General features: G+C 46.2%; 23 protein-coding genes, 4 tRNA genes and 2 riboswitches. Of the genes, 19 read left to right on the forward strand and 8 right to left on the reverse strand.

Features of this window, described 5'->3' with window-relative positions; all coding sequences use genetic code 11:
• Positions 1 to 19: 19 nt before the first annotated feature.
• Positions 20 to 144, reverse strand: a riboswitch (cobalamin riboswitch).
• A gap of 67 nt (positions 145 to 211) precedes the next feature.
• Positions 212 to 383, forward strand: a riboswitch (cobalamin riboswitch).
• 131 nt (positions 384 to 514) lie between these two features.
• From JZ784_RS16875 to JZ784_RS16900, 6 genes are all read left to right on the forward strand, one after another.
• Complete coding sequence (locus JZ784_RS16875; protein ID WP_346315700.1) at positions 515 to 2,362, forward strand: TonB-dependent receptor; 1,848 nt, start codon at positions 515 to 517, stop codon at positions 2,360 to 2,362.
• A 167-nt stretch (positions 2,363 to 2,529) separates the two neighbouring features.
• Positions 2,530 to 3,171: a phosphoribosylanthranilate isomerase gene (locus JZ784_RS16880; RefSeq protein WP_005012742.1), complete on the forward strand. Its 642-nt coding sequence runs from the start codon at positions 2,530 to 2,532 to the stop codon at positions 3,169 to 3,171.
• Positions 3,155 to 4,381 (forward strand): tryptophan synthase subunit beta, encoded by a 1,227-nt coding sequence (gene trpB, locus JZ784_RS16885; RefSeq protein ID WP_346315701.1) that lies wholly within the window; start codon positions 3,155 to 3,157, stop codon positions 4,379 to 4,381. Before JZ784_RS16880 ends, trpB begins: the two co-directional genes overlap by 17 nt.
• A gap of 221 nt (positions 4,382 to 4,602) precedes the next feature.
• A complete protein-coding gene (locus JZ784_RS16890; RefSeq protein WP_346315702.1) occupies positions 4,603 to 5,328 on the forward strand; it encodes a type II CAAX endopeptidase family protein in 726 nt (241 codons plus the stop codon).
• Positions 5,329 to 5,344: 16 nt separating this feature from the next.
• Positions 5,345 to 5,860 (forward strand): DUF1543 domain-containing protein, encoded by a 516-nt coding sequence (locus JZ784_RS16895; RefSeq protein ID WP_346315703.1) that lies wholly within the window; start codon positions 5,345 to 5,347, stop codon positions 5,858 to 5,860.
• Positions 5,861 to 6,049: 189 nt separating this feature from the next.
• Positions 6,050 to 7,042, forward strand: a complete 993-nt coding sequence (locus JZ784_RS16900; RefSeq protein ID WP_005012750.1) for a DUF2804 domain-containing protein — start codon at positions 6,050 to 6,052, stop codon at positions 7,040 to 7,042.
• Positions 7,043 to 7,116: 74 nt separating this feature from the next.
• Here JZ784_RS16900 and JZ784_RS16905 read toward each other — a convergent pair whose 3' ends face one another.
• Positions 7,117 to 7,995 (reverse strand): metal-dependent hydrolase, encoded by an 879-nt coding sequence (locus tag JZ784_RS16905; RefSeq protein WP_346315704.1) that lies wholly within the window; start codon positions 7,993 to 7,995, stop codon positions 7,117 to 7,119.
• 155 nt (positions 7,996 to 8,150) lie between these two features.
• Here JZ784_RS16905 and JZ784_RS16910 point away from each other — a divergent pair, with 155 nt between their 5' ends.
• On the forward strand, positions 8,151 to 9,182 hold the full coding sequence (locus JZ784_RS16910; RefSeq protein ID WP_346315705.1) for an AraC family transcriptional regulator ligand-binding domain-containing protein: 1,032 nt from the start codon (positions 8,151 to 8,153) through the stop codon (positions 9,180 to 9,182).
• Positions 9,183 to 9,231: 49 nt separating this feature from the next.
• Here JZ784_RS16910 and JZ784_RS16915 read toward each other — a convergent pair whose 3' ends face one another.
• The gene (locus tag JZ784_RS16915) at positions 9,232 to 10,575 is read right to left on the reverse strand and encodes a Na+/H+ antiporter NhaC family protein (protein ID WP_005012756.1); all 1,344 of its coding nucleotides are present in this window, start codon (positions 10,573 to 10,575) and stop codon (positions 9,232 to 9,234) included.
• Between the two features lie 357 nt (positions 10,576 to 10,932).
• On the opposite strand from JZ784_RS16915, the gene trpA reads away from it, so the two are divergent.
• From trpA to JZ784_RS16935, 4 genes are read left to right on the forward strand one after another with little or no spacing between them, the layout of a single operon-like run.
• Entirely contained in the window at positions 10,933 to 11,736 is an 804-nt protein-coding gene (gene trpA / locus JZ784_RS16920) for a tryptophan synthase subunit alpha (protein WP_005012757.1), read from the forward strand.
• Entirely contained in the window at positions 11,733 to 12,629 is an 897-nt protein-coding gene (gene accD / locus JZ784_RS16925; protein ID WP_005012759.1) for an acetyl-CoA carboxylase, carboxyltransferase subunit beta, read from the forward strand. The genes trpA and accD overlap by 4 nt, the downstream gene beginning before the upstream one ends.
• Positions 12,626 to 13,909, forward strand: a complete 1,284-nt coding sequence (gene folC / locus JZ784_RS16930; protein ID WP_346315706.1) for a bifunctional tetrahydrofolate synthase/dihydrofolate synthase — start codon at positions 12,626 to 12,628, stop codon at positions 13,907 to 13,909. Before accD ends, folC begins: the two co-directional genes overlap by 4 nt.
• Positions 13,906 to 14,877 (forward strand): SPOR domain-containing protein, encoded by a 972-nt coding sequence (locus JZ784_RS16935; RefSeq protein WP_346315707.1) that lies wholly within the window; start codon positions 13,906 to 13,908, stop codon positions 14,875 to 14,877. Before folC ends, JZ784_RS16935 begins: the two co-directional genes overlap by 4 nt.
• A gap of 25 nt (positions 14,878 to 14,902) precedes the next feature.
• Here the strand turns inward: JZ784_RS16935 and JZ784_RS16940 are convergent, their stop codons facing one another.
• The 3 genes from JZ784_RS16940 to JZ784_RS16950 all read right to left on the reverse strand — a co-directional run bounded on the left by JZ784_RS16940 (position 14,903) and on the right by JZ784_RS16950 (position 17,329).
• On the reverse strand, positions 14,903 to 15,478 hold the full coding sequence (locus JZ784_RS16940; RefSeq protein ID WP_346315708.1) for a dual specificity protein phosphatase family protein: 576 nt from the start codon (positions 15,476 to 15,478) through the stop codon (positions 14,903 to 14,905).
• Entirely contained in the window at positions 15,475 to 16,293 is an 819-nt protein-coding gene (locus JZ784_RS16945; protein ID WP_346315709.1) for an MBL fold metallo-hydrolase, read from the reverse strand. The genes JZ784_RS16940 and JZ784_RS16945 overlap by 4 nt, the downstream gene beginning before the upstream one ends.
• Before the next feature lie 394 nt (positions 16,294 to 16,687).
• Complete coding sequence (locus tag JZ784_RS16950) at positions 16,688 to 17,329, reverse strand: peroxiredoxin (protein WP_346315710.1); 642 nt, start codon at positions 17,327 to 17,329, stop codon at positions 16,688 to 16,690.
• A gap of 336 nt (positions 17,330 to 17,665) precedes the next feature.
• On the opposite strand from JZ784_RS16950, the gene secA reads away from it, so the two are divergent.
• The 8 genes from secA to JZ784_RS16990 all read left to right on the forward strand — a co-directional run bounded on the left by secA (position 17,666) and on the right by JZ784_RS16990 (position 24,040).
• Positions 17,666 to 20,392 carry a preprotein translocase subunit SecA gene (secA, locus tag JZ784_RS16955; RefSeq protein ID WP_005012773.1) on the forward strand — a complete coding sequence of 909 codons (2,727 nt, stop codon included), beginning with the start codon at positions 17,666 to 17,668 and terminating at the stop codon, positions 20,390 to 20,392.
• A gap of 139 nt (positions 20,393 to 20,531) precedes the next feature.
• Entirely contained in the window at positions 20,532 to 20,885 is a 354-nt protein-coding gene (locus JZ784_RS16960; RefSeq protein ID WP_005012776.1) for a hypothetical protein, read from the forward strand.
• Between the two features lie 157 nt (positions 20,886 to 21,042).
• Positions 21,043 to 22,263 carry a bifunctional glutamate N-acetyltransferase/amino-acid acetyltransferase ArgJ gene (argJ, locus tag JZ784_RS16965; RefSeq protein ID WP_005012780.1) on the forward strand — a complete coding sequence of 407 codons (1,221 nt, stop codon included), beginning with the start codon at positions 21,043 to 21,045 and terminating at the stop codon, positions 22,261 to 22,263.
• 157 nt (positions 22,264 to 22,420) lie between these two features.
• A complete protein-coding gene (nadA, locus tag JZ784_RS16970) occupies positions 22,421 to 23,488 on the forward strand; it encodes a quinolinate synthase NadA (protein WP_346315711.1) in 1,068 nt (355 codons plus the stop codon).
• A 152-nt stretch (positions 23,489 to 23,640) separates the two neighbouring features.
• Positions 23,641 to 23,717, forward strand: a tRNA-Pro gene (locus tag JZ784_RS16975).
• 47 nt (positions 23,718 to 23,764) lie between these two features.
• A tRNA-Arg gene (locus tag JZ784_RS16980) sits at positions 23,765 to 23,841 on the forward strand.
• 43 nt (positions 23,842 to 23,884) lie between these two features.
• A tRNA-His gene (locus JZ784_RS16985) sits at positions 23,885 to 23,960 on the forward strand.
• 3 nt (positions 23,961 to 23,963) lie between these two features.
• Positions 23,964 to 24,040: transfer RNA gene (locus JZ784_RS16990), tRNA-Pro, on the forward strand.
• A 118-nt stretch (positions 24,041 to 24,158) separates the two neighbouring features.
• Here JZ784_RS16990 and JZ784_RS16995 read toward each other — a convergent pair.
• The 3 genes from JZ784_RS16995 to JZ784_RS17005 are packed head-to-tail and all read right to left on the reverse strand — an operon-like array spanning position 24,159 to position 26,369.
• The gene (locus tag JZ784_RS16995; RefSeq protein WP_005012787.1) at positions 24,159 to 24,638 is read right to left on the reverse strand and encodes an OmpA family protein; all 480 of its coding nucleotides are present in this window, start codon (positions 24,636 to 24,638) and stop codon (positions 24,159 to 24,161) included.
• 7 nt (positions 24,639 to 24,645) lie between these two features.
• The gene (locus JZ784_RS17000) at positions 24,646 to 25,869 is read right to left on the reverse strand and encodes a diguanylate cyclase (RefSeq protein WP_346315712.1); all 1,224 of its coding nucleotides are present in this window, start codon (positions 25,867 to 25,869) and stop codon (positions 24,646 to 24,648) included.
• The gene (locus JZ784_RS17005; RefSeq protein ID WP_346315717.1) at positions 25,866 to 26,369 is read right to left on the reverse strand and encodes a YfiR family protein; all 504 of its coding nucleotides are present in this window, start codon (positions 26,367 to 26,369) and stop codon (positions 25,866 to 25,868) included. Before JZ784_RS17005 ends, JZ784_RS17000 begins: the two co-directional genes overlap by 4 nt.
• Positions 26,370 to 26,622 lie beyond the last annotated feature (253 nt).

Raw genomic sequence — 26,622 nt, forward strand, 5'->3', positions numbered from 1 at the left:
TTACCCCACGTAAATGATTGAGTGACAGAACACAGCAAGCAGGTATCGGACTGGCAAGATTGAGCTTGCTCACCGTTGCGGGGGCAGTGTGGTTGAAACTTCCCATGCCAACTGTCGTGAATGGCTTAAGTATAGTGAACTCAATGCAGAGCGACAATCGCATCCATCAGGCTTTATTGAATATTCACTTGACTTGCTGCGGAGCAGAAACTAATCTGCCTGCGCTTCAGGTGCTTCTGTCAAAGAAGTGAAACTGGGAAGTTAGTAAAAGCAATTTAATCCGTTGTTTTTTAAGCTGACACTGCCCCCGCAACGGTGAATAGGGTTTTCTATATAGAACTAGCCCTTAAGTCCGGAGACCGGCCTGCTGCACACCTACACATAATGCGGCGGGCATTATAGCGGGATTGCATGTCTGCGCCTTTTCTATACGGCCAAGCCGATTGCTTACCCTGATCCGCCTTGCGTTATTTACTTTAACACTCGCACGGGCGGTGCGATCGGGGAATACACTATGCATTCTATTTCTAAGGCCTTTTTCGGGGCTGTTTTTGTTTTATCTCCACTTTCTGCGGCCATGGCAGAAGATGCTTATCAGCTTCCAGTCATTACCAATACGGTAGCGAACCTTGTAGAGCAGGACTCACAAAAAACTTTAGCGGCTGTAACGGTGATTGACCGTGCAGAAATCGAACGTAAGCAGTTCCATTCTGTAGAAGAACTATTAAGTACTCTTCCTGGGGTATCAATGAAGAACAATGGGGGGGCGGGTAAAGCAACCTCTATTAGTTTGCGTGGCACAAATGCCAATGCGGTTCTCGTATTAGTAGACGGTCAAAAAATTGGTTCGGCAACTACTGGTCAAACAGCATTTCAATTTTTGCCGATTGATCAGATTGAACGTATCGAAGTTGTGCGCGGGCCCCGCTCAAGCTTATATGGCTCAGAAGCGATTGGCGGTGTCATTAAAATTTTTACCCGTAAAGATAGTGAAAATGGGGTGAAGCCTTTTGCTTCATTGACTTATGGATCACATGAAACCTATGATGCAAATGCCGGCATCAATATCAAAACAGATAAAAGCTGGACAACATTAAGCGTAGCTGGCGCACATACCAAAGGAATTGATGCGACAGATATGCGAACTGAGCCAGATCGAGATGGATATAAAAATTATTCAGTTTCGATTAATACCGGCTATCAGTTCACAGAGCGGCTTGCTGTTGATGCCAATCTTTTACATGTTGATGGCACCACTGAGTATGACAATAGCTACTCGATTAATCCTGAACAAAAAATTCAGCAGAATATATACGGTCTTGGCGCTGTTTATGATGTAAATAATCTTTGGAAAACTCAGCTGAAAATAGGCCGTGCCGAAGATAAAGAAGATACTCGAAGCGATAAGAAATCACAGTCTGTTTATAATACTGCTAGAGACTCTTTATCATGGTTGAATACGTTAAACTTTAATGAAAATAATACATTACTGCTTGGGTATGATTATCTGAATGATGAAATTAAAGGTTCAGGCGTTAAGTCATATGTGAACAATGCGCGTGATAATCATGGTTATTTTGCGCAGTATCTTGGTAATTTCAGTCAATTTGAATTGCAAACAGCACTTCGTGTAGATGATAACGAGCAATTCGGAACACACACAACAGGAAACGCAACTCTTGGTTATCATTTTGATCAAGTCTTAACATATATAAGTTATGGCACCGCTTTTAAAGCGCCAACTTTTAATGATTTATACAGTCCTTATGGCGGTGTGCTGAATTTAAAGCCGGAACAGTCGGAGAATTATGAAATTGGCTTAAAAGGCCAATTAACGACATTGGATTGGGAGCTGAATGGTTTCTATAATGAAATTGACGATCTGATCGTGTGGCGTCCTGATGCGCCAGGTTCTTACAGTTGGTATGCAAGTCAAATTGATAAAGCGCGTATTCGGGGTGTTGAATTAAGCCTTGGTCAAACCTTGCAAAACTGGAAATGGAATGTGAACTATACATACCAAGATCCAGAAAACCGAAGTGAAGGCGCGGCAAAAGGTAAACAGATTAGTTATCGCGCTAAGCAGCTATTTAATGCTTCTGCTGACTATACAATGGACAAATGGACAGTAGGCGGTTCTGTGCATGCAGAAGATAAGCGTTTTGTTGATACTGATGGCTTAAATAACTCTTCATTGCCAAGTTTTGCAACAGCGGATACGCGTGTCACTTACCAAGCAACGCCTGAATTTTCTATTCAAGCAAAATTAGCCAATATGTTTGATAAGCAATATCAAACGTCTGAAGGCTACAATCAAGACGGCCGTACCGCTTGGGTCACTTTGCGCTATGCAATGAAATAATCTTAAAAGCTAATCTTCAAACTAAAAAGCCCTGATTGATCAGGGCTTTTTAAATTCCTCGTGAATGATGCTGAAAATGCACGCAAGTCTAAAAAATTGCATTACAATGATTCGCCTTCATATTCATAGATAGGCTATGAATGAGGCGGAGTTAGAGCCACAACACTATGCGAACCCGTGCTAAAATTTGCGGAATCACACGCATTCAGGATATTCAGTCTGCCGTCAATGCTGGCGCAGATGCCATCGGATTTGTATTTTTTCCGCCAAGTCCCCGCAGTGTGAGTACAGCGCAAGCCAAAGAATTGATTCAGCATGTGCCTGCTTATGTGCAGACAGTAGGTTTATTTGTAAATGCATCGGCGGATGAAATTTTGCACATCCTAAAAGACGTCCCGCTTGATATTCTGCAGTTTCATGGTGATGAAACGCCAGAACAATGCCAGCGCATTGCTGCACAGGCCGGCCGCCGCTGGTACAAAGCCATACAAGTCAAACCGGACTTAGATGTCATTGCAGAAATTCAGAATTATCAGGCAGCAGGCGCAAGCGCCGTACTTTTAGATGCTTGGCATCCTGAGTTAAAAGGCGGTACAGGGCACAGTTTTGATTGGGCTCAATTTCCCAAACTGGATATTCCTTTAATTTTGGCAGGCGGCTTAAAACCTGAAAATATTGAAGATGCGATTCGCACCACAGGCGCTTATGCAGTCGATGTCAGCGGCGGGGTAGAATCAAGCAAAGGTATGAAAGACCAACAACTCATAGAACGCTTTATGCAAGGAGTCCATCGTGGATCAGCAAAATAAGATTGACTATACCCAATTCCCTGACGCACAAGGGCATTTCGGTATTCATGGCGGGCGTTTTGTGTCAGAAACTCTAATGGCAGCACTTGAGGACTTAGAAAAACTCTATTTCCGCATGAAAGATGATGCACAGTTTTTGGCAGAATTCGACCGTGACTTGGCGTATTACGTCGGTCGTCCTAGTCCTTTATATTATGCTGAGCGATGGTCGAAAGAGTTAGGCGGTGCGCAAATTTACTTAAAACGTGAAGACTTGAACCATACCGGCTCACATAAGGTGAATAACACCATTGGTCAGGCTTTACTTGCCAAGCTTTCAGGTAAAAAACGCATTATTGCAGAAACGGGCGCAGGCCAGCACGGTGTGGCAACGGCTACAATTGCTGCGCGTTTAGGTCTTGAATGTGTGGTGTTCATGGGTGCAGAAGACGTGAAGCGTCAAGCCATGAACGTCTATCGTATGCGCTTATTGGGCGCAACCGTTGTACCGGTAGAAAGCGGTTCAAAAACATTGAAAGATGCTATGAACGAAGCGATGCGTGACTGGGTAACCAATGTTGATTCTACTTATTACGTGATTGGTACTGTGGCAGGCCCGCATCCATATCCGCAATTGGTTCGTGATTTCCAATCGATCATTGGCCGTGAAGCGCGTAAACAAATTCAAGAACAGGCAGGTCGTTTACCAGATGCGCTTGTTGCATGTGTCGGCGGCGGCTCAAATGCAATGGGCTTGTTCTATCCATTCTTGAACGATGAAGATGTCAAAATGTACGGTGTTGAAGCTGCAGGCTATGGCATTGAAACAGGCAAACACTCTGCGCCATTGAATGCCGGTCATGTCGGTGTACTGCATGGCAACCGTACGTATTTGATGTCGGATGAGCAAGGCCAGATTATTGAAACCCATTCAATTTCTGCAGGTTTAGACTACCCAGGCGTCGGCCCTGAGCACAGCTTCCTCAAAGACATGCACCGCGTAAACTATGTGCCAATCAATGACAACGAAGCGCTTCAGGGCTTCCGTGATTTGACTCACATTGAAGGGATTATTCCTGCGCTGGAAAGCTCACATGCCATGGCTTATGTGACTAAGCTTGCGCCAACCATGGATAAAGACCAAATCATTATTGCGACGGTTTCTGGCCGCGGCGATAAAGACTTGATGACCGTTGCCCGCATTGATGGTGTGGAAATGGTAGAGATGTAAGGAATCTCCCCCAGCCCCTCTTTATCAAAGAGGGGCTAAGTCCTCCTTTAATAAAGGAGGGTTGGGAGGATTTAAAAAATCGCGCAGAAGCATTTCCGCGCGATTTTTTATGCGTATTCATTTGTTTTGATGAAAAGATCAACAAAAACTATGCAGAATTGAAATGTGAAGCAAGTCACAATATTTCTGAAACGTTATAGCTTTAGAAAGATTCAACAACAATGACATTTACTCAATTGGTGCGTGCTGAATCATTTCCTCAGCATATTTCTTGGCAAAGGCGCGATACCTTCGCGCTGGGCATTTTACCGCTGATTTTTCTGAATAGCTGGCTACTGGAACGAGTCTTTGGCTTGTCAGTCAATGCTGGTATGGGTGATGCAGTATTTCGCGGCATGCTGTTTATTGCGGTGTGCTGGCTGTATAGCGCAATGCTTGCAGAACATTGGCAAAAATATAAACAAGCTTTTTGGCGCTCAAGTTTTTTAGTCATTGTTGGCGCTGTTTTGCTGCAAGCGGTAATTTCACTGACGCGCAGTATTTTACCTGTTGGGGCTAGCCGTGAAGCGGAATCAGCGGTTGATCCAAACAGCATTGCATTTATCAGCCTGCTCATCATCAGTCTAGGGCCGCTGTTTACTGCATTATTGGAGGATATTATTTTCCGCTATACCTTGCTGCAAAAACTCTTTGTGTCGCCTTGGCTCTGGCGTGTCGTACTGGTACTGCTGAACTCAATCTTATTTGGCTTGATTCATTATTATAATTTTGACGGCAATCTTGTTGCGACAGTGAGTTTTATGGCTGCAGGCCTGTTTCTAAACTTGATTTATCTATGGGTACGCAACATTTGGCATGTGCTGCTGATTCACTTTGTTAACAATGCTGTACTATCATTAGGCGGAGTAATTTTGTTGAAAATACTGCAGCCCTATATCGGCAGCTGAAGTTTAGGTGGAAAATTTGTCTAGTTTATTTATGGTCATGCTTGGCGGCCGCCATGCGCGTGCAAACACTGAAGTGCATGATGTTGTGCTTGCTGTAGGGGAAACGCTGGAAGAGGTCTATCCGCAACTCAGAAAGGCGTGGTTTGGCGAGGCAAAAGGCCTGCATATTGATGCATGGGCGCAAATTCATGGCGTGGTATCTGAAGGCAAGCGCTATCAAATCCAGTTTACCGATGCACAGGCGAACCCTGAAAATGAAAAACTGTGGCTGATTAACTTAGGCGGTTACGTACCGCAAGAATTTGGCGAACTGCACCGCTATGTTTTGGTTGCCGCTAAAACTGCAGCTGAGGCCAAACTGCAAGGGAAATTGCATTTTGCCGCTGCTTGGCAAAAACAGCATACAGACCGGGTGTTGGATGTGGATGACTGCATTGCCATTGATTATGTGCATGGCCGTTATATTCATCTGCTTGAAGGCGGTTTTGATGAAGGCCATTGGGAAAATACGTATTTGACCATTGGTGAGTGATGCCGCGCCGCGTGGAATAAACGAAGCGGATTGAATTCTCTGAACCTTAAAAATCGCCGCATTTTTACAGTAGCAAATTTTTTTATGAATTTTTATGCAAATTAGATGTATGGAACTGTTCTGCTCAAAAATTATAGGCATAATAAGTATAAGGATTACCAGACAAATTTATTCCACGGATACGAATAAATGGATTTAATACAGCCCAATGGCCAGCCCAATTATGGCCGGTTCAGCGCTTTGCCTCAGCATATTGATTTGAATCAATATATTTATAAAAACCCTTATGGGAAAGTCCTAACGGGTTGGCGTAAGCGCTTAAAATATAAAAAATTTAAATTTTGCTGCATTCAGCATGAACACTACACCATTGGTTTGGCCATTGCAGACATTGCATGGGCAGGACATGGTTTTGTGTATGTTTATGACCACCTAAAAAATGAAGTCATAGAATGGAATGCGATTAATTTGCTCGCAGCCAATACCGTGCTGGATGAACAGCCCTTATACAATCAAAGCCATTTCAGCAAGTCAGGCATGCAGCTGGATATTCAGCATGCCAATGGCGTGCGCTATATTCAGGTCAGCAAGCATGGCGAGCTGCAGCTCAGCGCGCGTATTTTCTGCGCCGGCACAGATCCGCTCAGCCTGTGCAGCCCAACGGGCATTAACGGCTGGACCTATACCCAGAAGCTCACCACTTTGGGCTGTGAGGGTTTTTTTAAAAATAAGCGCGGCAATATCATTCAATTTAATGAACGGACTTTTGCATCCTTAGATGATACTTGCGGCTTTTTGCGCCCTGAAACCGCCTGGTTTTGGCTGTCTTGCAATTTTTGGGATGCAGAAAATAATCGAATTGGTTTGAACTTGGCATCGGGTGTGAATGAAAGCTTTGGCAATGAAAATTGCTTATGGGTCAACGGGGTATTGTATCCAGTTGCAGATGTTTTATTTCAGCAGCAAGATGACAATCAATGGACCATCCGTTCACTGGACAATAAGTTGAATTTAATGATATCGACCGGCTGGCGCCGTTATGAAAATTTAAACTTGCGCTTGGTGGGCAGTCAGTTCAGCCAGTGGCAGGCCAAGGTCAGCGGGACAATTGAGCAAGACAATAAAGAAATTGTGCTGTTAAATGAATATGGATTATTAGAACAGCACTACGCCAAATGGTAGTGAATAAAAAAAAGCCGTATCGCAATCTGTGATACGGCTTTTTTAAATGAGTGATGCATCTTAAATGAAATAGCCTACTTGGCGGCTTGCCAAAAGGCTTCACCCGCCTGAATCGGGTCACCTGTGGCTGCAAGGGTTTTCACCCAAACGTCGTATTGCGCAATAATAGGGTGTTGATTGGGGTGAAAATTTGGATGAAACCAATCCCAGTATTGTCCACGCATACGGGACAAAATTCCTTTTTTGCCAAAGAACCAAGGCAAGCCTTTCATATTCATTCGCAGGCGTTCCCGCACATTAAAGCCATCATGTTTCAGCATAATATTGGTGCGGTAAAGGGTGAAGCCAAACATCATGAACGTGGTAAACGCTAAGGCAAATTTACGGGTCAATTCAGGCACGTCGCCCACTTGCTTCATGACATCAAAGGCCACATCACGGTGTTCCATTTCTTCTATGGCATGCCAGGCAAATAATGCGCGCGCATAGGGGTGGGCATCCTGCAAGGTGTCTTTTTGGCTAAAGAAGGTTTCCGCCATCAGCGCTGTTAAGTGTTCCGCGGCGGCAGTCATGGCAATATTGTATTGGGCAGAGCGGTGTTTCAGCTCAAATTTAAAGATTTTATTTAAACGCCGAATAAACGCATCGACAGGCATGCCTTGCGCTTTCATCACCTGATTCATTTTGTCATGGGCGATGCCATGCTGGGCTTCTTGACGAATAAAATCAGCCACGCGCTGTTGCAAATCCGCATCGGTAATTTGGTCGCGGAATAAACGCACGCATTCAATAAAATAACGCTCCCCATCTGGGAAGGTCAGGCTCAGCGCGTCAAACATGCGGGTAATGAACGGGTCGCCGCCAAACCAGAAGCGCGGCACTTCATCCAGCTTAAAATTCAGCTGGGTGCGTACGACTGGATTGATCTGGAGATATTGAACATGGGCATTCATTTTATTTTTACTTCAATTGCCGGTGATGTTTGCAGTATGTCTAAGATTGAAGCAAATGTTTTGACAGTTATTGCCAATTTTTATACATTTAACGCCAAGGTGAAAATGATAAATGTCAAATTAAACACTGTAAAATGATGGAAAAGGGGTGCGTGATGCAAGAGCTTCAGATTCCCAATGGCTATTTTCAGCTTTGGCGCATGCATATGGCGGAATTGAAGATGGATGATGCGCATCTGCATTTTTTAGCGCCGTATCAGCAGCAGCTGAACCATGTCTTGTCTTTGCCGATTGATTCGCAATCGCCGCATTCTTTTTTTTCTGCGGTGATGGAGCTGACCCGGCAGCATTTAGACTGCCCGCAGCTGATTTTTGAAATGGCGAAGTTCATCCGCGCGGAACATTTTGGGGTGCTGGGTTATATGGCCAGCCGCAGCGACAGTGTGGCGGAGGCGCTGCAGCATATTATGCGCTTCAGCCGTTTAGTCATTGATGGCGCCGCAGTTATCCCAATGCAGCTGCAGTCCCAAGGCAAGGAAATCTATTTATATTGGCCGCTGCATGATGACAAATATGCGCTGGTGAACGAGCTGACGACGGCCTGTATGGCGCGTTTAGCCAAGCATATTTTTCCGGCATCGCTGCAATTGCTCAAGATTCAGTTTGCCCATGCGCCGCAAATGGCCCGATACCATTATGAAAAGTTTTTTGGCTGCAGTGTTGAGTTTGGGCATGCAAAGTATTCCTTTGTCATCAGTTCGGACAGTCTAGATTTAAAATCTGAATTGGCAGATCCTTCACTGAAGCGGCTGCTGCTGAAGCAGGCGGAAGAGGCAATTGCATCCAAGCCGCATTTTGAAAATATCGTGCCGCAGATCCATGTGCATGTGGCGGAATACCTGCGCCTGAATGCGCAAGCGCCAAAAATTGAAAGCATTGCAGAAGAGCTGCATTTGTCTGTCCGCACGATGCAGCGCCAGCTGAATGGGCAGAACACTTCGTTTAAGCAAGTGCTGGATGCAGAACGGATGAAGCGCTGTGAGCAGCTGCTGCAGCAAAACACGCCTATAGCTCAAATTGCGCTGCAGCTGGGGTATTCAGATCAGTCGGCCTTGGCCAGGGCGTATAAAGCCTCAACAAGGGAAACGTTAATGCAGCGCAAGAAGCGGCTGAAACCGCAGCCTTAGTTGAGCCAGCAGCATTCTGCTGGCGGGATGAATGGCTGGAGCCTGTCTTTTAGCGCTGGAGTTTTGCTGCGCTTAAGCGGGGATAGCGCAAGAGAATTGACAAAATGGCGCAGATGGCCAGCACCCAGCAGTAATAGATGCTGCCAAGCAGTTCAACCGGCGAAATTTTAGCAATGGAGCAGGCCAGCAGCAATTGTGCGCTATAGGGAATCAAGCCCTGAATGACGCAGGAAAAAATATCCATCAGCGCAGCTGCACGTTTCGGATCGACACCGTATTCTTTTGCCACTTCACGCGCCATATCCCCGGATAAAATAATGGCCACCGTATTATTGGCGACAAATAAATTAGAGAAAATCACCAGGCAGCTGATGCCAATCTCGCCGGCGCGCTGCGCGCTGGCTTTAAACAGGCGGGTTAAGCGGTAAATGCGCTGAATCAGCCACTGCAGGCCGCCCTCGCGCTGCATAATGGCAGAGAGGCCGCCAAGCAGCATTGACAGCAGCGCGACTTCAAACATGCTGACAAAGCCGTCATATATGGCATTATTCAATTGCAGCAGGCTGAATTCCTGCTGAGCGCTTAAGCCGATCAATCCTGAAAGTATAATGCCAATGCTTAATACCGCCAGAACATGGAGGCGGCTGAATGCCAAAATGAAAACCGCAAGGTACGGCAAAATCAGCCAGGCATTATATGCCTTGTATTCGATGGCTTGGGAGTCATGGCTGATCAGCATGTAGATCAGCAGGCTGACGATTGATGCCGGAACAGCAATCCACACATTCACACGGAATTTATCACGCAGCTGCACTTTCAAGCTGCTGGTGGCGGCAATGGTGGTATCGGAAATCATCGAAAGATTGTCGCCAAACATGGCGCCGCCAACCACTGCGCCAATGGCGTAAACCGCCTCAATATCGGTGGCTTGGGTAAAGCCGAAGGCAATTGGGGCGCAGGCGGCGATGGTCCCCATAGATGTGCCCATCGCTGTAGCGATAAAAGCAGAAATCACAAACAGCATCGGCAGCACATAGGCAGGCGGAATAATGGACAGGCCCAGCTGCACCGTGGCATCGACACTGCCAATCGCGCTGCTGACGCTGGCAAATGCTCCAGCCAGCATGAAGACCATGAACATTAAAATCAGATTCGGGTGGCTTGCGCCTTTCAGGAAGGTATCAATGCCGCTGTTGAGCGGGCCTTTATACATCAGCACCGCTAAAATAACGGCAGGCAGGGCGGCAATCGGGGCTTTGACTTGATAAAAGGCAAACTCGGTGCCAATGATGGAATGGTAAATACCGCTGCCTAAAAAAATGGCTAAAAATACAATAAGCGGCAGCAGCGCATAGGCGTTTGCCTGCGCTTTTGCTTGGGTGTTGAAGGTCATAGAAGATAAAAAGTAAAACAGTGCGCATAGTATAAAGCAGGTTTTGCAATTTCCAAAAACGGTAAATGTAAATGCTAAACCTGTTATTTATATCAGTTTTTCATCTATAAAATTAAGAATATCCAAATACTTAACGTTTTGTAATTGAGTAAAATTAGGCATCTTTGATCATTGTGCAAAAAGCTGAAATATCCGTAAATGTTGCTTTCGGATTGTTCTGGAAGTTTTGCAGACTGTACAAATGCCGGCAGAAACGCTCGCACCCTGTTCATTGAGTGAAAAATAGCGTTACAATGCAGTGTCTTGTATTTTTACAAAGCCAACTCGTTTTGAACCATTCAAGGAAAGTATAGCCCTATGTCACGTTTAGCCGCACGTTTTGAAACACTTAAATCTCAGCAGCGTAAAGCGCTGGTTTCTTATGTCATGGCTGGTGACCCGCATCCGCAAGTAACTGTTCCATTGCTGCACGGCATGGTTGAAGCGGGCGTGGATGTGATTGAATTAGGCTTGCCGTTTTCTGATCCAATGGCAGACGGCCCAGTGATTGCGCTGGCTGCTGAACGCGCGTTGGCAGGCGGCACCAATACCCTTGATGCGTTGGACATGGTGAAAGAGTTCCGTCAAAAAGACACAGAAACACCTGTGGTTTTAATGGGCTACTTAAATCCTGTTGAAGTGATTGGCTACGAAAAGTTTGTGGCTTATGCCAATGACTGCGGTGTAGATGGCGTGCTTTTAGTGGACTTGCCGCCGGAAGAAGCAAAAGATTTAGATGCAGTGCTGCAGAAATACGGCATGGATCAGATCTTCCTGCTGGCGCCAACATCTACAGATGAGCGCATTCAGCATGTGGTGAAGCAGGCCAGCGGCTTTATTTACTATGTTTCCCTGAAAGGGGTGACAGGCGCTGCGACTTTAGATGTTGCAGAAGCGGCCAGCCGCATTCAGAAAATCAAATCGTATACCAATATTCCAGTTGGTGTCGGTTTTGGTATCAGCGACGCTGCATCTGCTAAAGCCATGGGTGTGGCTGCAGATGCCGTGATTGTCGGCAGCGCCTTTGTTAAGCAGTTTGCAAATTTAGCCCCAGAACAAGCCGTTACAGCAACGGTGAATAAAGTTAAGGAGCTTCGAGCCGCGCTCGATGAGTTAGTATGAGTCAAGACGTGAAATCAGGGAAAATTCTAAACCCGTCTACACCGTGGACGGACCGCGCTGTGCCAGGCATCCATATGCCCGATGAACAGCAGGCGCTTAAAGCCACTTTTACAGAGCCGACTATTGAATGCCCTGAGTGCCATGCTTTAGTGACCCGTACAGCAATGTCGTTCAATGCTTATGTTTGCCCGCAATGCGACGAACATCTGCGCATGAAAGCGCGCGACCGCTTAAATTGGTTCTTTGATCAAGTGCAAAATGAATTGGGTCAGGAATTTAAAGCCAAAGATCCGCTGCATTTTGTTGACAGCAAGCCATACCCAGAGCGTCTGGCTGAAGCGCAGCAGAAAACCGGCGAGACTGAAGCGTTAGTGGTGATGCAAGGTCTGCTGAAAGGCATCCCTTTAATTGCCTGCGCTTTTGAGTTTGATTTCATGGCTGGTTCAATGGGCACTGTAGTGGGCGACCGTTTTGTACAGGCTGCTGAACGCGCCATTGAACAGAAACAGCCGTTAATTTGTTTTGCTGCTTCTGGCGGCGCACGCATGCAGGAAGGCATGCTGTCCCTGATGCAAATGGCGCGCACTTCAGCCGCGATTCAGCGCCTGAAAGAAGCGGGCTTGCCTTATGTTGTTGTGCTGACCCATCCTGTATATGGCGGCGTCACAGCATCTTTGGCCATGCTGGGCGATGTGCATATTGCTGAACCTAAAGCCATGATCGGCTTTGCCGGCAAGCGCGTGATTGAACAGACGGTGCGTGAGAAACTGGAAGAACCGTTCCAGCGCGCAGAATACCTACTTGATCATGGCGTAATCGATCAAATTGTTCACCGCCACGCATTACGTGATACTGTATACCGCATTATCAGTAAATTGATGAACTTGACTTGAACACAGCGCCTCTTGCAACCGATTCTTTAAACACATGGCTCGATTATTGGAGCCATGTTCATGTTACGGGCATTGATTTAGGCTTAGAGCGCGTGATTCCAGTGGCAGAAGCACTGGGGGTGACACGTCCGGAGGCCAAAGTATTTACCGTAGCAGGAACCAATGGCAAGGGGTCTACCACCACCGCGTTGGCCGCCATTCTAAATGCGCAAGGCTATAAAGTGGGGCTGTACCAGTCCCCGCATATTTACCGCTTCAATGAACGGGTAAAGCTGCAGGGAATGGAAGTCAGCGACCAAACGCTGATCGAGGCTTTTGTGGCTGTCGATCAGGCGCGCCGTGACTGTGATTTATCCTTATCTTTTTTTGAAGCCACGACCTTAGCGGCTTTTGTCATTTTTAAAGCGCAGCAGTGTGATGTTTGGGTGCTGGAAGTCGGTTTAGGCGGCCGTCTGGATGTAGTGAATGTCATTGATCCGGATGTTGCGGTCATTACCAATATTGGTCTGGATCATACTGATTGGCTGGGCGATACCATTGAAAAGATCGCTTTTGAAAAAGCCGGTATTATCCGTCCGAATATCCCCGTGGTTTTTGGCGGTCAGCAGGACTTGCCGCACGCCATTCAAAATAAAGCTGATGATTGCCAAGCTCAGCTTTATGCAGTCAACCGCGATTATTTTTATCAATTTGCAGAAGATGGCCAGTCCTGGCTGTTTGCATCTGCAGGCACGACTTTGAAGTTGCCAATCGGCAGTTTAGCCTTAGAAAATATCTCTACCGCTGCCGCAGCGGTTCTGCTCAGCGGACTGACGGTATCACAGTCAGCAATGGAGAGGGGTATTATCAATGCCAAGCTGCAAGGCCGTTTTGAAGTGCGCAAAATTGCAGAAAAAACGGTGATTTTTGATGCCGGACATAATCCGCATGGCGTTGATTTTTTGTTAAAGCAATTGCAGAAATTCTTAGAATACAATAAACAGTACACAGAAGTTATCAGTGTTTTTTCAATGCTGTCAGACAAGGATATAAATTCTGTCGCCAATTTATTGAAAGACACTGTTTTAATGTGGAAAATTGCACCATTAACCGTTCCGCGCGCTGCCGATATCACACAATTGGATTCTGCACTGCAGGGGCTTAATGTGCAGCACTTTGACAGTGTGAAATTAGCTTTTAAATCAGCCGTAGATGAAGCGAAAAATAATCAGCTGATTTTGGTATGTGGTTCATTTCATACCTTAGAAGCGGTATGGGAGTATTTGGAAGAATGTCAATGAATAACAAACAGCGCTGGATGGGCGGTGTTGTTTTATTAAGCGGCGGTGTCTTGCTGACCGCATTGCTTTTAAAAGGCAAAGAAGAAATTCATCACAATCAGGTTCAGGCGTCTGAAACTGCTGTTGAGGCTGCTCAAAAAAATACCAATAACAGCGCATCTCAGCTGACTGTAGATGTTGAAACGGAAAAGCGCCTGCTGGAAGCGCAGCGCCAAGCCCGTGAAAAGTCTGTAGCTGAGCAGGAAGCGCGCGCTGCAGAATTCTTGGCAATGCAGCAGCAGGCTGAAGCGGATGCTGCCCGCAAAGCTGCCGAAGAATATGCAGAATTGAATGCGCGCCGTTCAGCGCAGCAAAGTTCAGATAACATTCCGCCAGAGCTGGTAGAGGATCAGGCCGCTAAACAAAAGCATCTTGCTGAGGATAAACTGGCGGCTCAAAAAAAGTTAGATCAGCAGAAAGCAGCACAGCTCAAGGCTGATCAAGCCAAACAGGATGCTGCCAGAAAAGCTGCTGATGCGGAAAAACATGCTGCGGATGAAAAGCGGAAAGCTGAACGTTTAGCGGCTGAAAAGAAAGCCGCAGAAAAACAGGCGTCTGAAAAACAAGCCGCAGAAGCCAAGCGGAAGGCAGAAGAAAAGCAGAAAGCCGAAGCGAAGCATAAAGAAGACGCCAAGAAAAAAGCTGAAGCGGAAAAAGCCCGTGATTTACTGGAACATGGCGATAAGCAATGGATGGTGCAGGTGGCGCTGGCAGCCAATGAGGCCAATGCGGACGCAGTGGCGTCTAAGCTGAGGGCAAAAGGCTATCGAGTGACCAAGAGCCCGACCTCAAAAGGCATCCGTATCATGGTGGGCCCATCGAAAGACCGTGAATCCGCAGATTCTGCGCGCAAGAAAATCAACTCCGATGCCAGTTTGGGCATGAAGTCTGCATGGGTCATTGATTGGGTGCCGCTCGATAAGCGCTAAGCAGCATCCACATAGATAATAATATTCAAGATGGATTCCCCAGCTGCTGGCGGATCCATTTTATATTCTCAGGGCTGAATAACTTTTCAATATTGCTCCAGATGGGGTGAAAGCCATAGCCGCCATGTTTCATTTCATTCAGTGCATCTTCTACAGGCCATTGTTCGTAAATAATCCGGTACATGGCAATGCTGGCGCCAGTGCGGTCAGAACCGTGATAGCAATGAATTAAAACTTTCTGATGGTTCTGCTGGGCGTGCTGAATGCTTTGCATGACCTGAAGCAAATCTTCTTTAGAAATCGCCCAGGTCTGAATGGGGATATGCACCAATTGAAAGTCTTGGGCGGGCAGTATGCTTTTATCGGCATTGCGTGATCTTAAATTGATCACCACTTGAATATTTTGCGCTTTGAGCAACGGCAGCAGGTCAGAATGGGGCTGTTCACTGCGGTAGACGAAAGGGCTGATTTGATAAAAGTTGGCGTTGCCTTCAATGGCGGTTCCCCAATTTTTCGGGCGCTGCTGATCAGGCCAAACTGCAGATGTCATGCAGCCTGCCAGGCTTGCGCTCAGCATGAGTGTTAAAGCAAGGCGTTTCATAGAGCGGAGTATCTCGAAAATTCAATAGGATCATGTGCGCAGATGAGTTCAATAGCCGGCTCAGTTTGCGCTAAATGCTTAATTTTTTCTAAATTGGCTATGCGCTGCTGATTGTCTACAGCAAATAAGCGTTCCAATTGATTGAGTGTTTTCAGGGAATGTCCGCCGGCCAATTCTAAGTGAGAGTAATAGGCATCACCGCAGAAAAACAGCCATCCATCCCGCTTGCGGATTGCAATGCCGCAATGCCCGTGAGTATGGCCTGCTAAAGGAATCAGCAGAATATCGTCATTAAACAATTGAAAGCCTTGCACGCGGTGCAGGTTATGCCAGCTTTCGCCTTGCAGCGGTTCAACAAAGTTCCAGTAACGGTGCTGCTGGAACTGCTGCGGTTTATAACGGGCTTTGCTTTTGAATGATTTCAGATTGCGCGCAGCGTTATATTCGCTGGACAGCACATGCACGGTGGCCTGAGGGAAGTCTGAAATGCCGCCTGCATGATCAAAGTCTAAATGCGACAGCAGAATGTGCTTCACATCTTTGGGCTGAAAGCCTAAGCGCTGAATCTGCGCAACCGCTGAAAGTTCTAAATTGTTTTCAATGCGCCCTGCACGGGCGATGAAGCTGCCTAAACGGGTTTTGGTGTGCAGATAGTCCTGAACGCCCAGTCCAGTATCCACCAAAACTAAGCCTTGATCTGTTTCCAGCAGCAGGCAATGGCAAATGACTTTAGCTGTAAAGCGGTTTTGCCCGAAAAGCGGACCGCAAACAGGGCACATGGTGCCGCAGTGCAAATGGTGAATATTATAAATCATGATGTCATTTTTATTCGGTTGTCCGGTTATTTATAACTGAGCGGAGGCATTTTCACCAAATTGTATTTGTTTAAGCTTTGCAATGATTCATATTTCAGGCTGAAAAAAAAAGCCTGCGCGGAGGCAGGCTGTGGAGAATCTCAAGACCGGCTCGTCATGCGGTCTGAATTTAGCGCGGTTCAGCCGTCGTATTTATAAAAGTTCTCCCTTATTTTAATGGCAGCGTAATTTTTTGCTTTTCTATGCTGTGTGCTTCGCTTGTCTTGCGAATATTTAAAAGCAGTGCTTTCAATACTGCGCGCACCGTTTGCCTTGCGAAAAATAAAAAGGAGTCCTGTTAATTTGTGCTGACTCGAAGCATAGTTTCTTGTCTTGCGCAAGGGCAGAGCTGTGCTTATCCTTGCTCAGGCTGGGGTGTTAAGCGCAAGTAAGGCTTAACGGCCTTATAGCCTTTTGGAAAGCGCTGTTTGATTTCGTCTTCATCTTTTAACGATGGGACAATCACCACATCATCGCCCTGCTGCCAGTTGGCTGGTGTGGCCACTTTATGGTGATCCGTCAGCTGCAGGGAATCAACGACGCGCAGAATTTCATTAAAGTTGCGGCCTGTGGATGCCGGGTAGGTAATAATCAGGCGCACTTTTTTATTCGGATCAATAATCACCAAAGAGCGGACAGTTAAAGTTTCACTGGCATTCGGATGAATGAAATCATACAGCGTAGAAACTTTGCGGTCTTTGTCTGCAATGATCGGGAAATTGACCGTGGTATTTTGTGTTTCATTGATGTCATTGATCCAGCCTTTGTGAGATTCAACATCATCTACAGAAAGCGCAATGGCTTTCACGCCGCGTTTAGCAAATTCATCCTGCAGTTTTGCCGTATAGCCCAGCTCGGTGGTGCAGACAGGCGTGTAATCGGCGGGATGCGAAAACAAAATGCCCCAGCTGTCTCCGAGGAAGTCATAAAAGCGGATGGCGCCTTCGCTGGATTCCTGTGTGAAATCGGGTGCGGTGTCTCCTAAGCGTAAACTCATTTTCAAGCCTCATAATGCATTGTTGTATGTAGATGTTGTTTAATATGGCGCAGTTTCTTTACTATGAAAAATACTGTTTATGTATTTCTTTATCTGTAAAGTGAAAATAGAAAATAACGATTCAGTGGAAAAAATCCTGAGAGTCATCGGGCATTTACTGTATCGGCTGTACAAAATTTGCTACATTACTTTGCCTTAGGTCCATCGGGCTAGAATGAAAGATCAGACTTTTTTAGCGGCTTTTTGCGCAAAGCCCTTGTACTTCAAATTTCTAGCACCATAATAACGACTAAGAAAACTTATTCATTTGACAAGCAAGATTTAGAGAGTCTATTCATGTTGGCAAGTCTGATCGGAGGCATCTTCGGTACTAAAAATGAGCGCGAACTCAAACGCATGCGTAAAATCGTAGACAAAGTGAATGCGCTCGAGCCGACGATATCTGCACTAAGCGATGCAGACTTATCTGCAAAAACTGAAGAATTCAAACAACGTTATAATAAAGGCGAAAGTCTGGATAAGTTGCTTCCAGAAGCGTTTGCTGTCTGCCGTGAAGCGGCTAAGCGCGTGATGGGAATGCGCCATTATGATGTGCAGCTGATTGGCGGTATTACGCTTCACGAAGGTAAAATTGCAGAAATGCGCACCGGTGAAGGTAAAACCCTGATGGGTACGCTGGCTTGCTATTTGAATGCCATCAGCGGTGAAGGCGTGCACGTGATTACCGTGAACGATTATTTGGCGCAGCGTGATGCTGAACTGAACCGCCCGCTGTTTGAGTTTTTGGGTTTAAGCATCGGCATTATTTATTCCATGCAGGATCCGACTGAAAAAGCGCAGGCTTACCGTGCGGATATCACCTACGGGACCAATAATGAATTCGGTTTCGACTATCTGCGTGACAACATGGTGTTCTCGCTGGCAGAGAAAAAACAGCGCGGCCTGACCTATGCCATTATCGATGAGGTCGATTCGATCCTGATTGATGAAGCGCGCACGCCGCTGATTATTTCAGGGCAAAGTGAAGATTCTTCACAGCTGTATGCCGCAATCAACTCCATTCCGCCAACACTGCATCCGCAAAAAGAAGAGAAAGTGCCGGATGGCGGCCATTTCTGGATTGATGAAAAGCAGCGCACCGTTGAAATGACCGAAATCGGCTATGAAACCGTTGAAGACGCTTTAATTCAAATGGGCTTGCTGGCGGAAGGTGAGAGCCTGTATTCATCTGCCAATTTGAACCTTGTGCATCATGTGTCTGCGGCCATCCGCGCGCACTATTTATATCAGCGCAATGTGCATTACATCATTCATGATGGTGAAGTCATTATTGTCGATGAAAACACTGGGCGTACCATGCCGGGCCGCCGCTGGTCAGAAGGCTTGCATCAAGCGGTGGAAGCGAAGGAAGGCCTGGAAATTCAGCCGGAAAACCAAACGCTGGCCACCACAACTTTCCAGAACTATTTCCGTCTATACAAAAAGCTTTCAGGCATGACCGGCACAGCGGATACCGAAGCTGCCGAAATGAAAGAAATTTACGGTTTGGATGTGGTGCTGATTCCAACGCACCGCCCAATGATCCGTAAAGATGAGAACGATTTAATTTATTTGAACCGCAACGGTAAATACAACGCGATTATTCAAGAAATTCAGCGTGTGCATGAAGAGGGTGTTGCGCCAATCCTGATTGGTACGGCAACTATTGAAGCGTCTGAAATTTTGTCTGATAAATTAAAAGAAGCAGGCATTGCGCACGAAGTATTGAACGCCAAGCAGCATGAGCGTGAAGCGGATATTATTGCACAGGCAGGTTCACCGCGCGCAGTGACGATCGCCACCAACATGGCGGGCCGCGGTACGGATATTCTGCTCGGCGGCAACTGGAAAGCCAAACTGGCTAAAATTGAAGCGCCAACGGCTGAAGATGAAGCGCGCTTGAAAGCTGAGTGGGAACAAAATCATGAAATGGTTTTGAACTCAGGCGGCCTGCATATTATCGGTTCTGAGCGTCATGAATCACGCCGTATCGATAACCAGCTTCGCGGCCGTGCCGGCCGTCAAGGCGACCCAGGTGTTTCGCGTTTCTATTTATCGCTTGAAGATGACTTGATGCGTATTTTCGCCGGTGACCGCGTGGTTGCTATGATGCGCGCCATGGGCTTGCAAGAAGATGAAGCGATTGAGCACAAAATGGTGTCGCGCTCAATTGAAAATGCGCAGCGCAAAGTTGAAGCGCGCAACTTTGACATCCGTAAGAACTTGTTGAAATACGATGATGTGAATAATGAACAGCGTAAAATTATTTACTCGCAGCGTGATGATGTTTTGGCTGAAAACTCATTGCAGGAATACATTGATGAAATGATCCGTGATGTGATGAAAGGCGTGATTGAAGTTTATGTGCCGCCTGAATCCATTCATGATCAGTGGGACATTAATGGCCTGGAAAGCGCTTTGCGCGAAGACTTGGCGATTGATTTGCCGATCAGTGAGTGGCTGGAAAATGACCGCCGCTTAGACGAAGAAGGTTTGGTTGCGCGCATTACGGATGAAGTTTTGTCACGCTATCATAGCCGCCGTGAGCAAATGGGCGCAGAATCTTCTGCGCAGCTGGAACGGTATTTTGTGCTGAACTCACTGGACCGCCACTGGAAAGAGCACTTGGCTGCCATGGATTACCTGCGTCAGGGCATTCATTTGCGCGGCTATGCACAAAAGAATCCAGAGCAGGAATATAAGAAAGAAGCATTTAATCTGTTTGTGAACATGCTTGCAGTTATTAAATCGGACGTGGTGACTGATTTGTCACGCGTTCATGTGCCAACTGCTGAAGAGCTGGCAGAGATGGAAGCGCAGAAGCAGGCTCAGGCGGATGCTATGCAGCTGAATTTGTCGCATGCAGAATTTGACAGCTTATTGGCTGATGATTTATCTGCTGAAGTTGATGCGCAATTTACACCTGTACACGGCAATCAATTGGTTGAAGCGCCGGAAAGCCGCAACTCGCCATGCCCTTGCGGTTCAGGCCTGAAATATAAGCAGTGCCATGGTAAAATTTAACGAATGACTGCCTAAATCAGAGCCGAAAGGCTCTGATTTATTTTGTGGCATAAGTTTTTCAGCCTGTGAATAGTATTTGCAGTTCGCTGAATTAAGTGTTATTTAGTTTCAGATTGATAATTGGAAAACGGAACCGACAATGAAAAAAGTATTACAGCCGTTGATGATTGCTCTGCTTGCAATGCCTGTATTTGCAGCTGCGAATACACAGACCTCTACACCGGAAAAAGTAAAGCAGGCCATAGGCGCGCAAACTGCTCAAGCTCAAGTCGGAGCTGATGGCCAGGTGACCATTGCCAGTCCGCGTACAGGTATCAAATATACTTTTGCTAATCCAAACCGCCCGATTGTGATGCAGACTGCAAAAATTGCTGCGGCGAATTCAGCAAATGCAGACCGCATTGTTGCATCCAACCCAGCATTGTCTGATGCAAGCCAGCAAAAAGCGAAACAAGCGCTGCTGAACGAAGCGGGACAGCTGGCGCGTAATTGATATCTTCTGCATGCTTTAAAAAACCAGCCAGCCGGCTGGTTTTTTTATCGAAAAGGATGGCATAAGAAAAATGGCCTTAAACTAGGCAGGCGCTCGATTTTTTGTGTATTTTGCTCTAAGCTGTATTTTTTCTGACAAACTGAATTGGAAATTTAAAATGGCAGTTGGTGACGTATCTATGCCGCAAATGCATGCGGTGAAAGGTGTAAAAATTGGTTCGGCAGAAGCGTATGTGCGCTATCAGAACCGACGTGACCTGGTTGTTTTTGAATTTTCACCAGGCACTAATGTTGCAGGCGTATTTACACAGAATGCATTTTGCGCAGCGCCGGTACGTGTCTGCAAAAAGCATTTGGAAATGGGCAATCCCCGTTATTTGGTCATTAATACCGGTAATGCGAATGCCGGAACGGGTGCCTTAGGTATGGAAAATGCCAAAGCGACTTGTTTTAAATTGGCTGAGCTGGCTCATGTTGAACCGTTTGAGATTTTACCTTTTTCAACAGGGGTGATTGGCGAGCAGCTGCCGATTGACCGCTTGATTCAAGGCTTGCAACCTGCTTTGAATACACTGAATGAAAGTTCTTGGACTGATGCTGCAGAAGGCATCATGACCACGGATACGACCCCTAAAGGCGCATCTGAACTGTTTGAGCTGGATGGTGTAACGTACACCATTACAGGCATTTCGAAAGGCGCAGGCATGATCCGCCCGAATATGGCGACCATGCTGAGCTATGTTGCAACAGATGCGCCGATCAGCCGTGAGTTGGTGCAGCAGCTGCTTAAAGATGCCGTGAATGTTTCTTTCAACCGCATTACCATTGATGGCGATACATCAACCAATGACTCCTGTATTTTTGCAGCAACAGGCCAGGCGGGCGGTATAGAGATCAGTTCAACGGGCGATGCCCGCTATGCAGCGGTTGCAGAGGTGTTGACGCGTGTCATGAAACGTCTGGCGCAATTGATTGTCCGTGATGGGGAAGGCGCGACTAAATTCATTACCGTCGCTGTAGAAGGCGGCGGCAATACCCAAGAGTGCTGTGATGTGGCCTACAGCATCGCGCATTCGCCATTGGTGAAAACAGCGTTGTTTGCATCAGATCCAAACTGGGGCCGTATTTTAGCGGCCATTGGCTATGCCGGCGTGCCGGAGCTGAATGTAGAAAATATTCAGGTGCGGCTGGGGGATGTGCAAATTTGCAAAGATGGCGGAGCCGCAGCGGATTATACGGAAGAAGCTGGCGCACGTGAGATGGAGAAATCCGAGATCACCATTCGTGTCGATTTAGGGCGGGGCGAGGCGAAAGATACGGTCTATACCTGTGACCTTTCCTATGATTATGTGAAAATCAATGCGGATTACCGCTCTTAAGCAGTTAAAGATTTTTTTTAAAGCCTCCATCGCGAGGCTTTTTTATAACGGATACTTTTGAATGACTGGTCAAAAAAGCTTAACCGTTATTTCAGGCCGGTAAATTGGGTAGAGTCCACCGCATAGGCTGGGCATTAAGGATAGAGAAGATTTTGTTATGAGTGATGCGAACAATTTAATTGCCAATGAAGCAAAAACCATTGTGCAGGCGCATTTAGACCGTTTGGGTGAGGTAAAGGAACATCTTTTGACGGAAGAAGCCAAGCTTGAAAAATTTGAATTGATCAAAGCTGAATTAAAAAAACGCAATGCTGTCCTTGTCGCTCATTATTATTGCGATCCAGAAGTGCAGGAGCTGGCTGAGCTGACCGGCGGCTGCGTTTCAGACTCATTGGAAATGGCGCGTTTTGGCCGTGACCATCCGGCGACAACCTTGGTGGTTGCTGGTGTGAAGTTTATGGGTGAAACCTCAAAAATTTTATCGCCAGAAAAAACAGTGCTGATGCCAACGCTAGAAGCAACCTGTTCATTGGATCTAGGCTGCCCGGTGGATGAATTTACCCAGTTTTGCGATGCGCACCCAGATTATACCGTTGTGGTGTATGCCAATACCTCGGCGGCTGTTAAAGCGCGCGCGGATTGGGTTGTGACCTCCAGCTGCGCAGTAGAAATTGTGGAGCACTTGGATAGTCTGGGTGAAAAAATTATTTGGGCGCCCGATCAGCATTTGGGGCGCTATATTCAGAAGAAAACTGGCGCTGATATGCTGTTATGGGATGGCGCCTGTATTGTGCATGAAGAATTCCGCGCGCGCGGCATTGCCAATATGAAAGCGCTGTATCCAGATGCGGCTGTTCTGGTGCATCCAGAATCGCCAGAATCGGTAGTCGACATAGCAGATGCCGTCGGCAGCACGTCTCAGCTGATCAAGGCAGCGCAGGCTTTGCCGCATGAGCGTTTAATCGTAGCGACAGACCGAGGCATTTTTTACAAGATGCAGCAGGCGGTGCCGGATAAGATTCTGATTGAGGCGCCAACAGCCGGTGAGGGGGCAACGTGCCGTTCTTGTGCGCATTGCCCGTGGATGGCAATGAATGAATTAGACGGCATTTTGCAGGTTTTGCAGCGCGGCGATCAGGAAATATTCGTTGATCCTGCACTGGCTGAACGCGCGAAACTGCCTTTAGACCGCATGCTGAACTTCAGCGCGGGTTTAAAACGCTGAAAGTTGATTAAAAAATGCTTAAAATGCTTGATAAATAAGCGGTTGAAGCAGTTTTTTAACTTTTTTTAAATATAGGTGTTGACGTCCTTGGGCGTCGCGCCTAAAATGCACCCCGTACCGAACGAGATGTTCGATACGAAGCTGAGATGAATCGGAGCATAGCACAGCCTGGTAGTGCACCTGGTTTGGGACCAGGGGGTCGTAGGTTCGAATCCTACTGCTCCGACCAATTCTTCAAGGCAATATAATCGCATGATATTTTATATCATCGAGCATGCGCCTGTAGCTCAGTTGGATAGAGCATCCGCCTTCTAAGCGGATGGTCACAGGTTCGAATCCTGTCAGGCGCGCCATTTTTGGTTTGCTTGATATTTAGAATCTGAAAGCGATGTAACGGTGGATGTAGCTCAGTTGGTAGAGCCCCGGATTGTGATTCCGGTTGTCGTGGGTTCGAGTCCCATCATTCACCCCAATTCGGAGCATAGCACAGCCTGGTAGTGCACCTGGTTTGGGACCAGGGGGTCGTAGGTTCGAATCCTACTGCTCCGACCACTTTTCAGAAGTGGTCAAGTAAAGATGCCGCGTTAAGCGGTTTTTTTATGCCTGAAATTTGGCAATTCCCAGATTAAAAAAAGCCTCCTGTTCAGGAGGCTTTTTTCTTGCGTATTAATTAAGGAATAATCGTCACGTTTACTCGTCGGTTTTGCGCACGATGCTCTTCAGTGTCATTGCTGACCAGAGGGAGGTCGGAACCGCGGCCAATCGTCTGGATGTTGTCTGCTTTAAACCCGTGCGCTAAAAATACATTGGCTACGCTTTGCGCGCGCTTTTCCGACAGCAATAAATTATAGCTGGCTTGGCCAATATTGTCGGTGTGGCCGACAAATTTAACTTTCACCAAATTGTATTGCTGCAATTGATTGGAAAGCGTAATGAGTCGCTCTTGCTGGTGTTCTTTAATTTGATAATCATCAAAATTAAACAGCAGGTGTTCAGGCAATGCTAAAGTCCAGCCATCCTGGGTGAGTGTAAAGCCCTCTTTTTTTAGCATTTTTGCTTGCTTGTAGCTGAGATTTCCTAAACTCATGCATGCGCTTAAAATTGCGCTTAACGTCAGAATGAAACAAGCAGTAGCTGCTTTTTTAAACATGGTGTGCCTATTTATTATCAAGTTTGGGGTAAATATACCATTTTTCATTCAGCTGTTTAGCTTTGCACAGCGCATGATCGGCATTCGCAATCAGTTCTTCAGGTGTTTTGGCTTTGTGGGTAAAAGCCGCGCCGATGCTGATGCTGAGCGAGATATTTTGCTGTTCAAAAATAAATGTAGATGCAAAACACTCTTGGATGCGTTGACAGTGATGTGTGATATCAGCGGAAACGCAGCTGTTTGGGAGGATGATGGCGAACTCATCTCCTCCTAGGCGTGAGAAAAAAGCATCCTCCGGCAGAACTTTCTTGACGCAATAGGATGATGCGCGCAAAACAGCATCTCCAGCCAAATGGCCGAATTTTTCATTCACATTTTTAAAATGATTGAGATCCAGCAGTAAAACGGCTGCATTCTGTGGTTCAGCTGCCTCAAAAAGCTTAAACAACTCTTGATAAAAGAAGCTGCGGTTAGGCAGGAGGGTTAGGGGGTCATGCTTGGATTGATGCAGCAGCTTATTATTTTCAGATAGCAGTGTATGGTTTGACTGTTCAATTTCGCTGAGTAAGCCATTAAAGGCTGTGCTTAAGGCCTGCAGTTCCTGAATGTCAGAACTTGATACCCGCATATTGTAATTCTTCTTGACGCTGATCATTTGCGCGGATTCTACAATCATGCGTATGGACTGCATAAGGTATTGGTAGACCGAATTTACAGCCCAGTAGGCTGTTGCCAGCAGTAAAATAAAGCCGATTAACAGCGCTAATAGAATTTTATGGAAAAAAATCACTAACTCAGATGAGTTGCCGTAGACAATCAATTTGCCGAAATTTTGCTGATTATGCTCGATATTCATATAAATCGGCTGGCTGTAGAACAAGTGATCCAGAAATGACTGGCTTGAAAACTGCTGCAAGTCTTTTTGCTCTGCGTGAGCCAATATGCTGTTGTCGGGTGCGTTGATTTCAATGGCGCGAATCGGGTATTGCTGAATATATTCGTTCAGAATTTGATTGATCGTGAGCCGATCATTAAAAACAACGGCGGGCTGAATTCGCTCATTTAAGGCTTCAGTTAAAATATTCAGGCTGCTTTTGGCATAAGCATTCATTGTGTATGTAGAGATTACTAAAAAAATGGCAGAGCAAATCGTGAAAGTCAGGACAAAAATCGTCAGTTGAGAGCGTGTAAACAGCTGATGCAGTGTAATAGGAGTATATAGCTGTTTCATTGATTGCCCTCCACATTTTTTCCAAGAAGTAATACACGTGGATCAATATGAACTTTGGCTTGAGCTAGGCTGTTTAAATTCACCTTAAATGCGTAGCTGCTGTTGCGTTTATAGATGCAAAATGCGCTACCCAATTCACATTCTGCATTATTGGTGCTGATTGATAGGGCGGGAAAGCTGACAACGGTATTCAATAGCTGCTGTTCGGCTTTGGGCGATAATGTTGAAAAAATTAGAACTTCACAATCTTTGCTTTTAATGGCATTGCTCAAAATGCTGGAAATTTTGAAAGTTGAAGAATTGGGTGAGTGGCTTTGGAATTGCTGCGCAAGCGCAGAATTGTCCACTACACAAATTTCAGGCATGGCGGTATTCCATTTTGCGTAGCTTAAAATGGAAAAGGTCGTGCTGTACGGGTTTGAAACTGGATCTGCACATGAGGCGGCGCTGAAAAAAACAGCGCATACACATAGTGCGTTTAGGGTAATCTTTGGGAACATTTTAAATTTTAAAAATAAGGTTGCATGGGTAAAGGGTAAATCAAACCAAATTTTCAAGGCAATTAGGATAGATTAGGCCAATAATAATACTTAATAGCTATAAAATGTTTAAAAAAAAGACACACGGTGAAAATATTAAGAAAAAGGTATTGCGTGTGGTAGGAAATGCTGTAGAATGCACATCCATCGGCGGTGATGAAGATTAAAACTTCTTAAGAAACAAAGACTTGATTGAATTGATTGAGTTTGGTTT

Source organism: Acinetobacter sp. CWB-B33 (genome assembly GCF_039655955.1).
Taxonomy (GTDB): domain Bacteria; phylum Pseudomonadota; class Gammaproteobacteria; order Pseudomonadales; family Moraxellaceae; genus Acinetobacter; species Acinetobacter bouvetii.

What these genes read in the sequence shown, in the direction of transcription:
- JZ784_RS16875 (WP_346315700.1), top strand. Translation starts at nt 515, where the DNA reads ATGCATTCTATTTCTAAGGCCTTTTTCGGGGCTGTTTTTGTTTTATCT.
- JZ784_RS16880 (WP_005012742.1), top strand. Translation starts at nt 2,530, where the DNA reads ATGCGAACCCGTGCTAAAATTTGCGGAATCACACGCATTCAGGATATT.
- JZ784_RS16890 (WP_346315702.1), top strand. Translation starts at nt 4,603, where the DNA reads ATGACATTTACTCAATTGGTGCGTGCTGAATCATTTCCTCAGCATATT.
- JZ784_RS16900 (WP_005012750.1), top strand. Translation starts at nt 6,050, where the DNA reads ATGGATTTAATACAGCCCAATGGCCAGCCCAATTATGGCCGGTTCAGC.
- JZ784_RS16905 (WP_346315704.1), bottom strand. Translation starts at nt 7,995, where the DNA reads ATGAATGCCCATGTTCAATATCTCCAGATCAATCCAGTCGTACGCACC.
- JZ784_RS16910 (WP_346315705.1), top strand. Translation starts at nt 8,151, where the DNA reads ATGCAAGAGCTTCAGATTCCCAATGGCTATTTTCAGCTTTGGCGCATG.
- JZ784_RS16915 (WP_005012756.1), bottom strand. Translation starts at nt 10,575, where the DNA reads ATGACCTTCAACACCCAAGCAAAAGCGCAGGCAAACGCCTATGCGCTG.
- trpA (WP_005012757.1), top strand. Translation starts at nt 10,933, where the DNA reads ATGTCACGTTTAGCCGCACGTTTTGAAACACTTAAATCTCAGCAGCGT.
- accD (WP_005012759.1), top strand. Translation starts at nt 11,733, where the DNA reads ATGAGTCAAGACGTGAAATCAGGGAAAATTCTAAACCCGTCTACACCG.
- JZ784_RS16935 (WP_346315707.1), top strand. Translation starts at nt 13,906, where the DNA reads ATGAATAACAAACAGCGCTGGATGGGCGGTGTTGTTTTATTAAGCGGC.
- JZ784_RS16940 (WP_346315708.1), bottom strand. Translation starts at nt 15,478, where the DNA reads ATGAAACGCCTTGCTTTAACACTCATGCTGAGCGCAAGCCTGGCAGGC.
- JZ784_RS16945 (WP_346315709.1), bottom strand. Translation starts at nt 16,293, where the DNA reads ATGATTTATAATATTCACCATTTGCACTGCGGCACCATGTGCCCTGTT.
- JZ784_RS16950 (WP_346315710.1), bottom strand. Translation starts at nt 17,329, where the DNA reads ATGAGTTTACGCTTAGGAGACACCGCACCCGATTTCACACAGGAATCC.
- secA (WP_005012773.1), top strand. Translation starts at nt 17,666, where the DNA reads ATGTTGGCAAGTCTGATCGGAGGCATCTTCGGTACTAAAAATGAGCGC.
- JZ784_RS16960 (WP_005012776.1), top strand. Translation starts at nt 20,532, where the DNA reads ATGAAAAAAGTATTACAGCCGTTGATGATTGCTCTGCTTGCAATGCCT.
- argJ (WP_005012780.1), top strand. Translation starts at nt 21,043, where the DNA reads ATGGCAGTTGGTGACGTATCTATGCCGCAAATGCATGCGGTGAAAGGT.
- nadA (WP_346315711.1), top strand. Translation starts at nt 22,421, where the DNA reads ATGAGTGATGCGAACAATTTAATTGCCAATGAAGCAAAAACCATTGTG.
- JZ784_RS16995 (WP_005012787.1), bottom strand. Translation starts at nt 24,638, where the DNA reads ATGTTTAAAAAAGCAGCTACTGCTTGTTTCATTCTGACGTTAAGCGCA.
- JZ784_RS17000 (WP_346315712.1), bottom strand. Translation starts at nt 25,869, where the DNA reads ATGAAACAGCTATATACTCCTATTACACTGCATCAGCTGTTTACACGC.
- JZ784_RS17005 (WP_346315717.1), bottom strand. Translation starts at nt 26,369, where the DNA reads ATGTTCCCAAAGATTACCCTAAACGCACTATGTGTATGCGCTGTTTTT.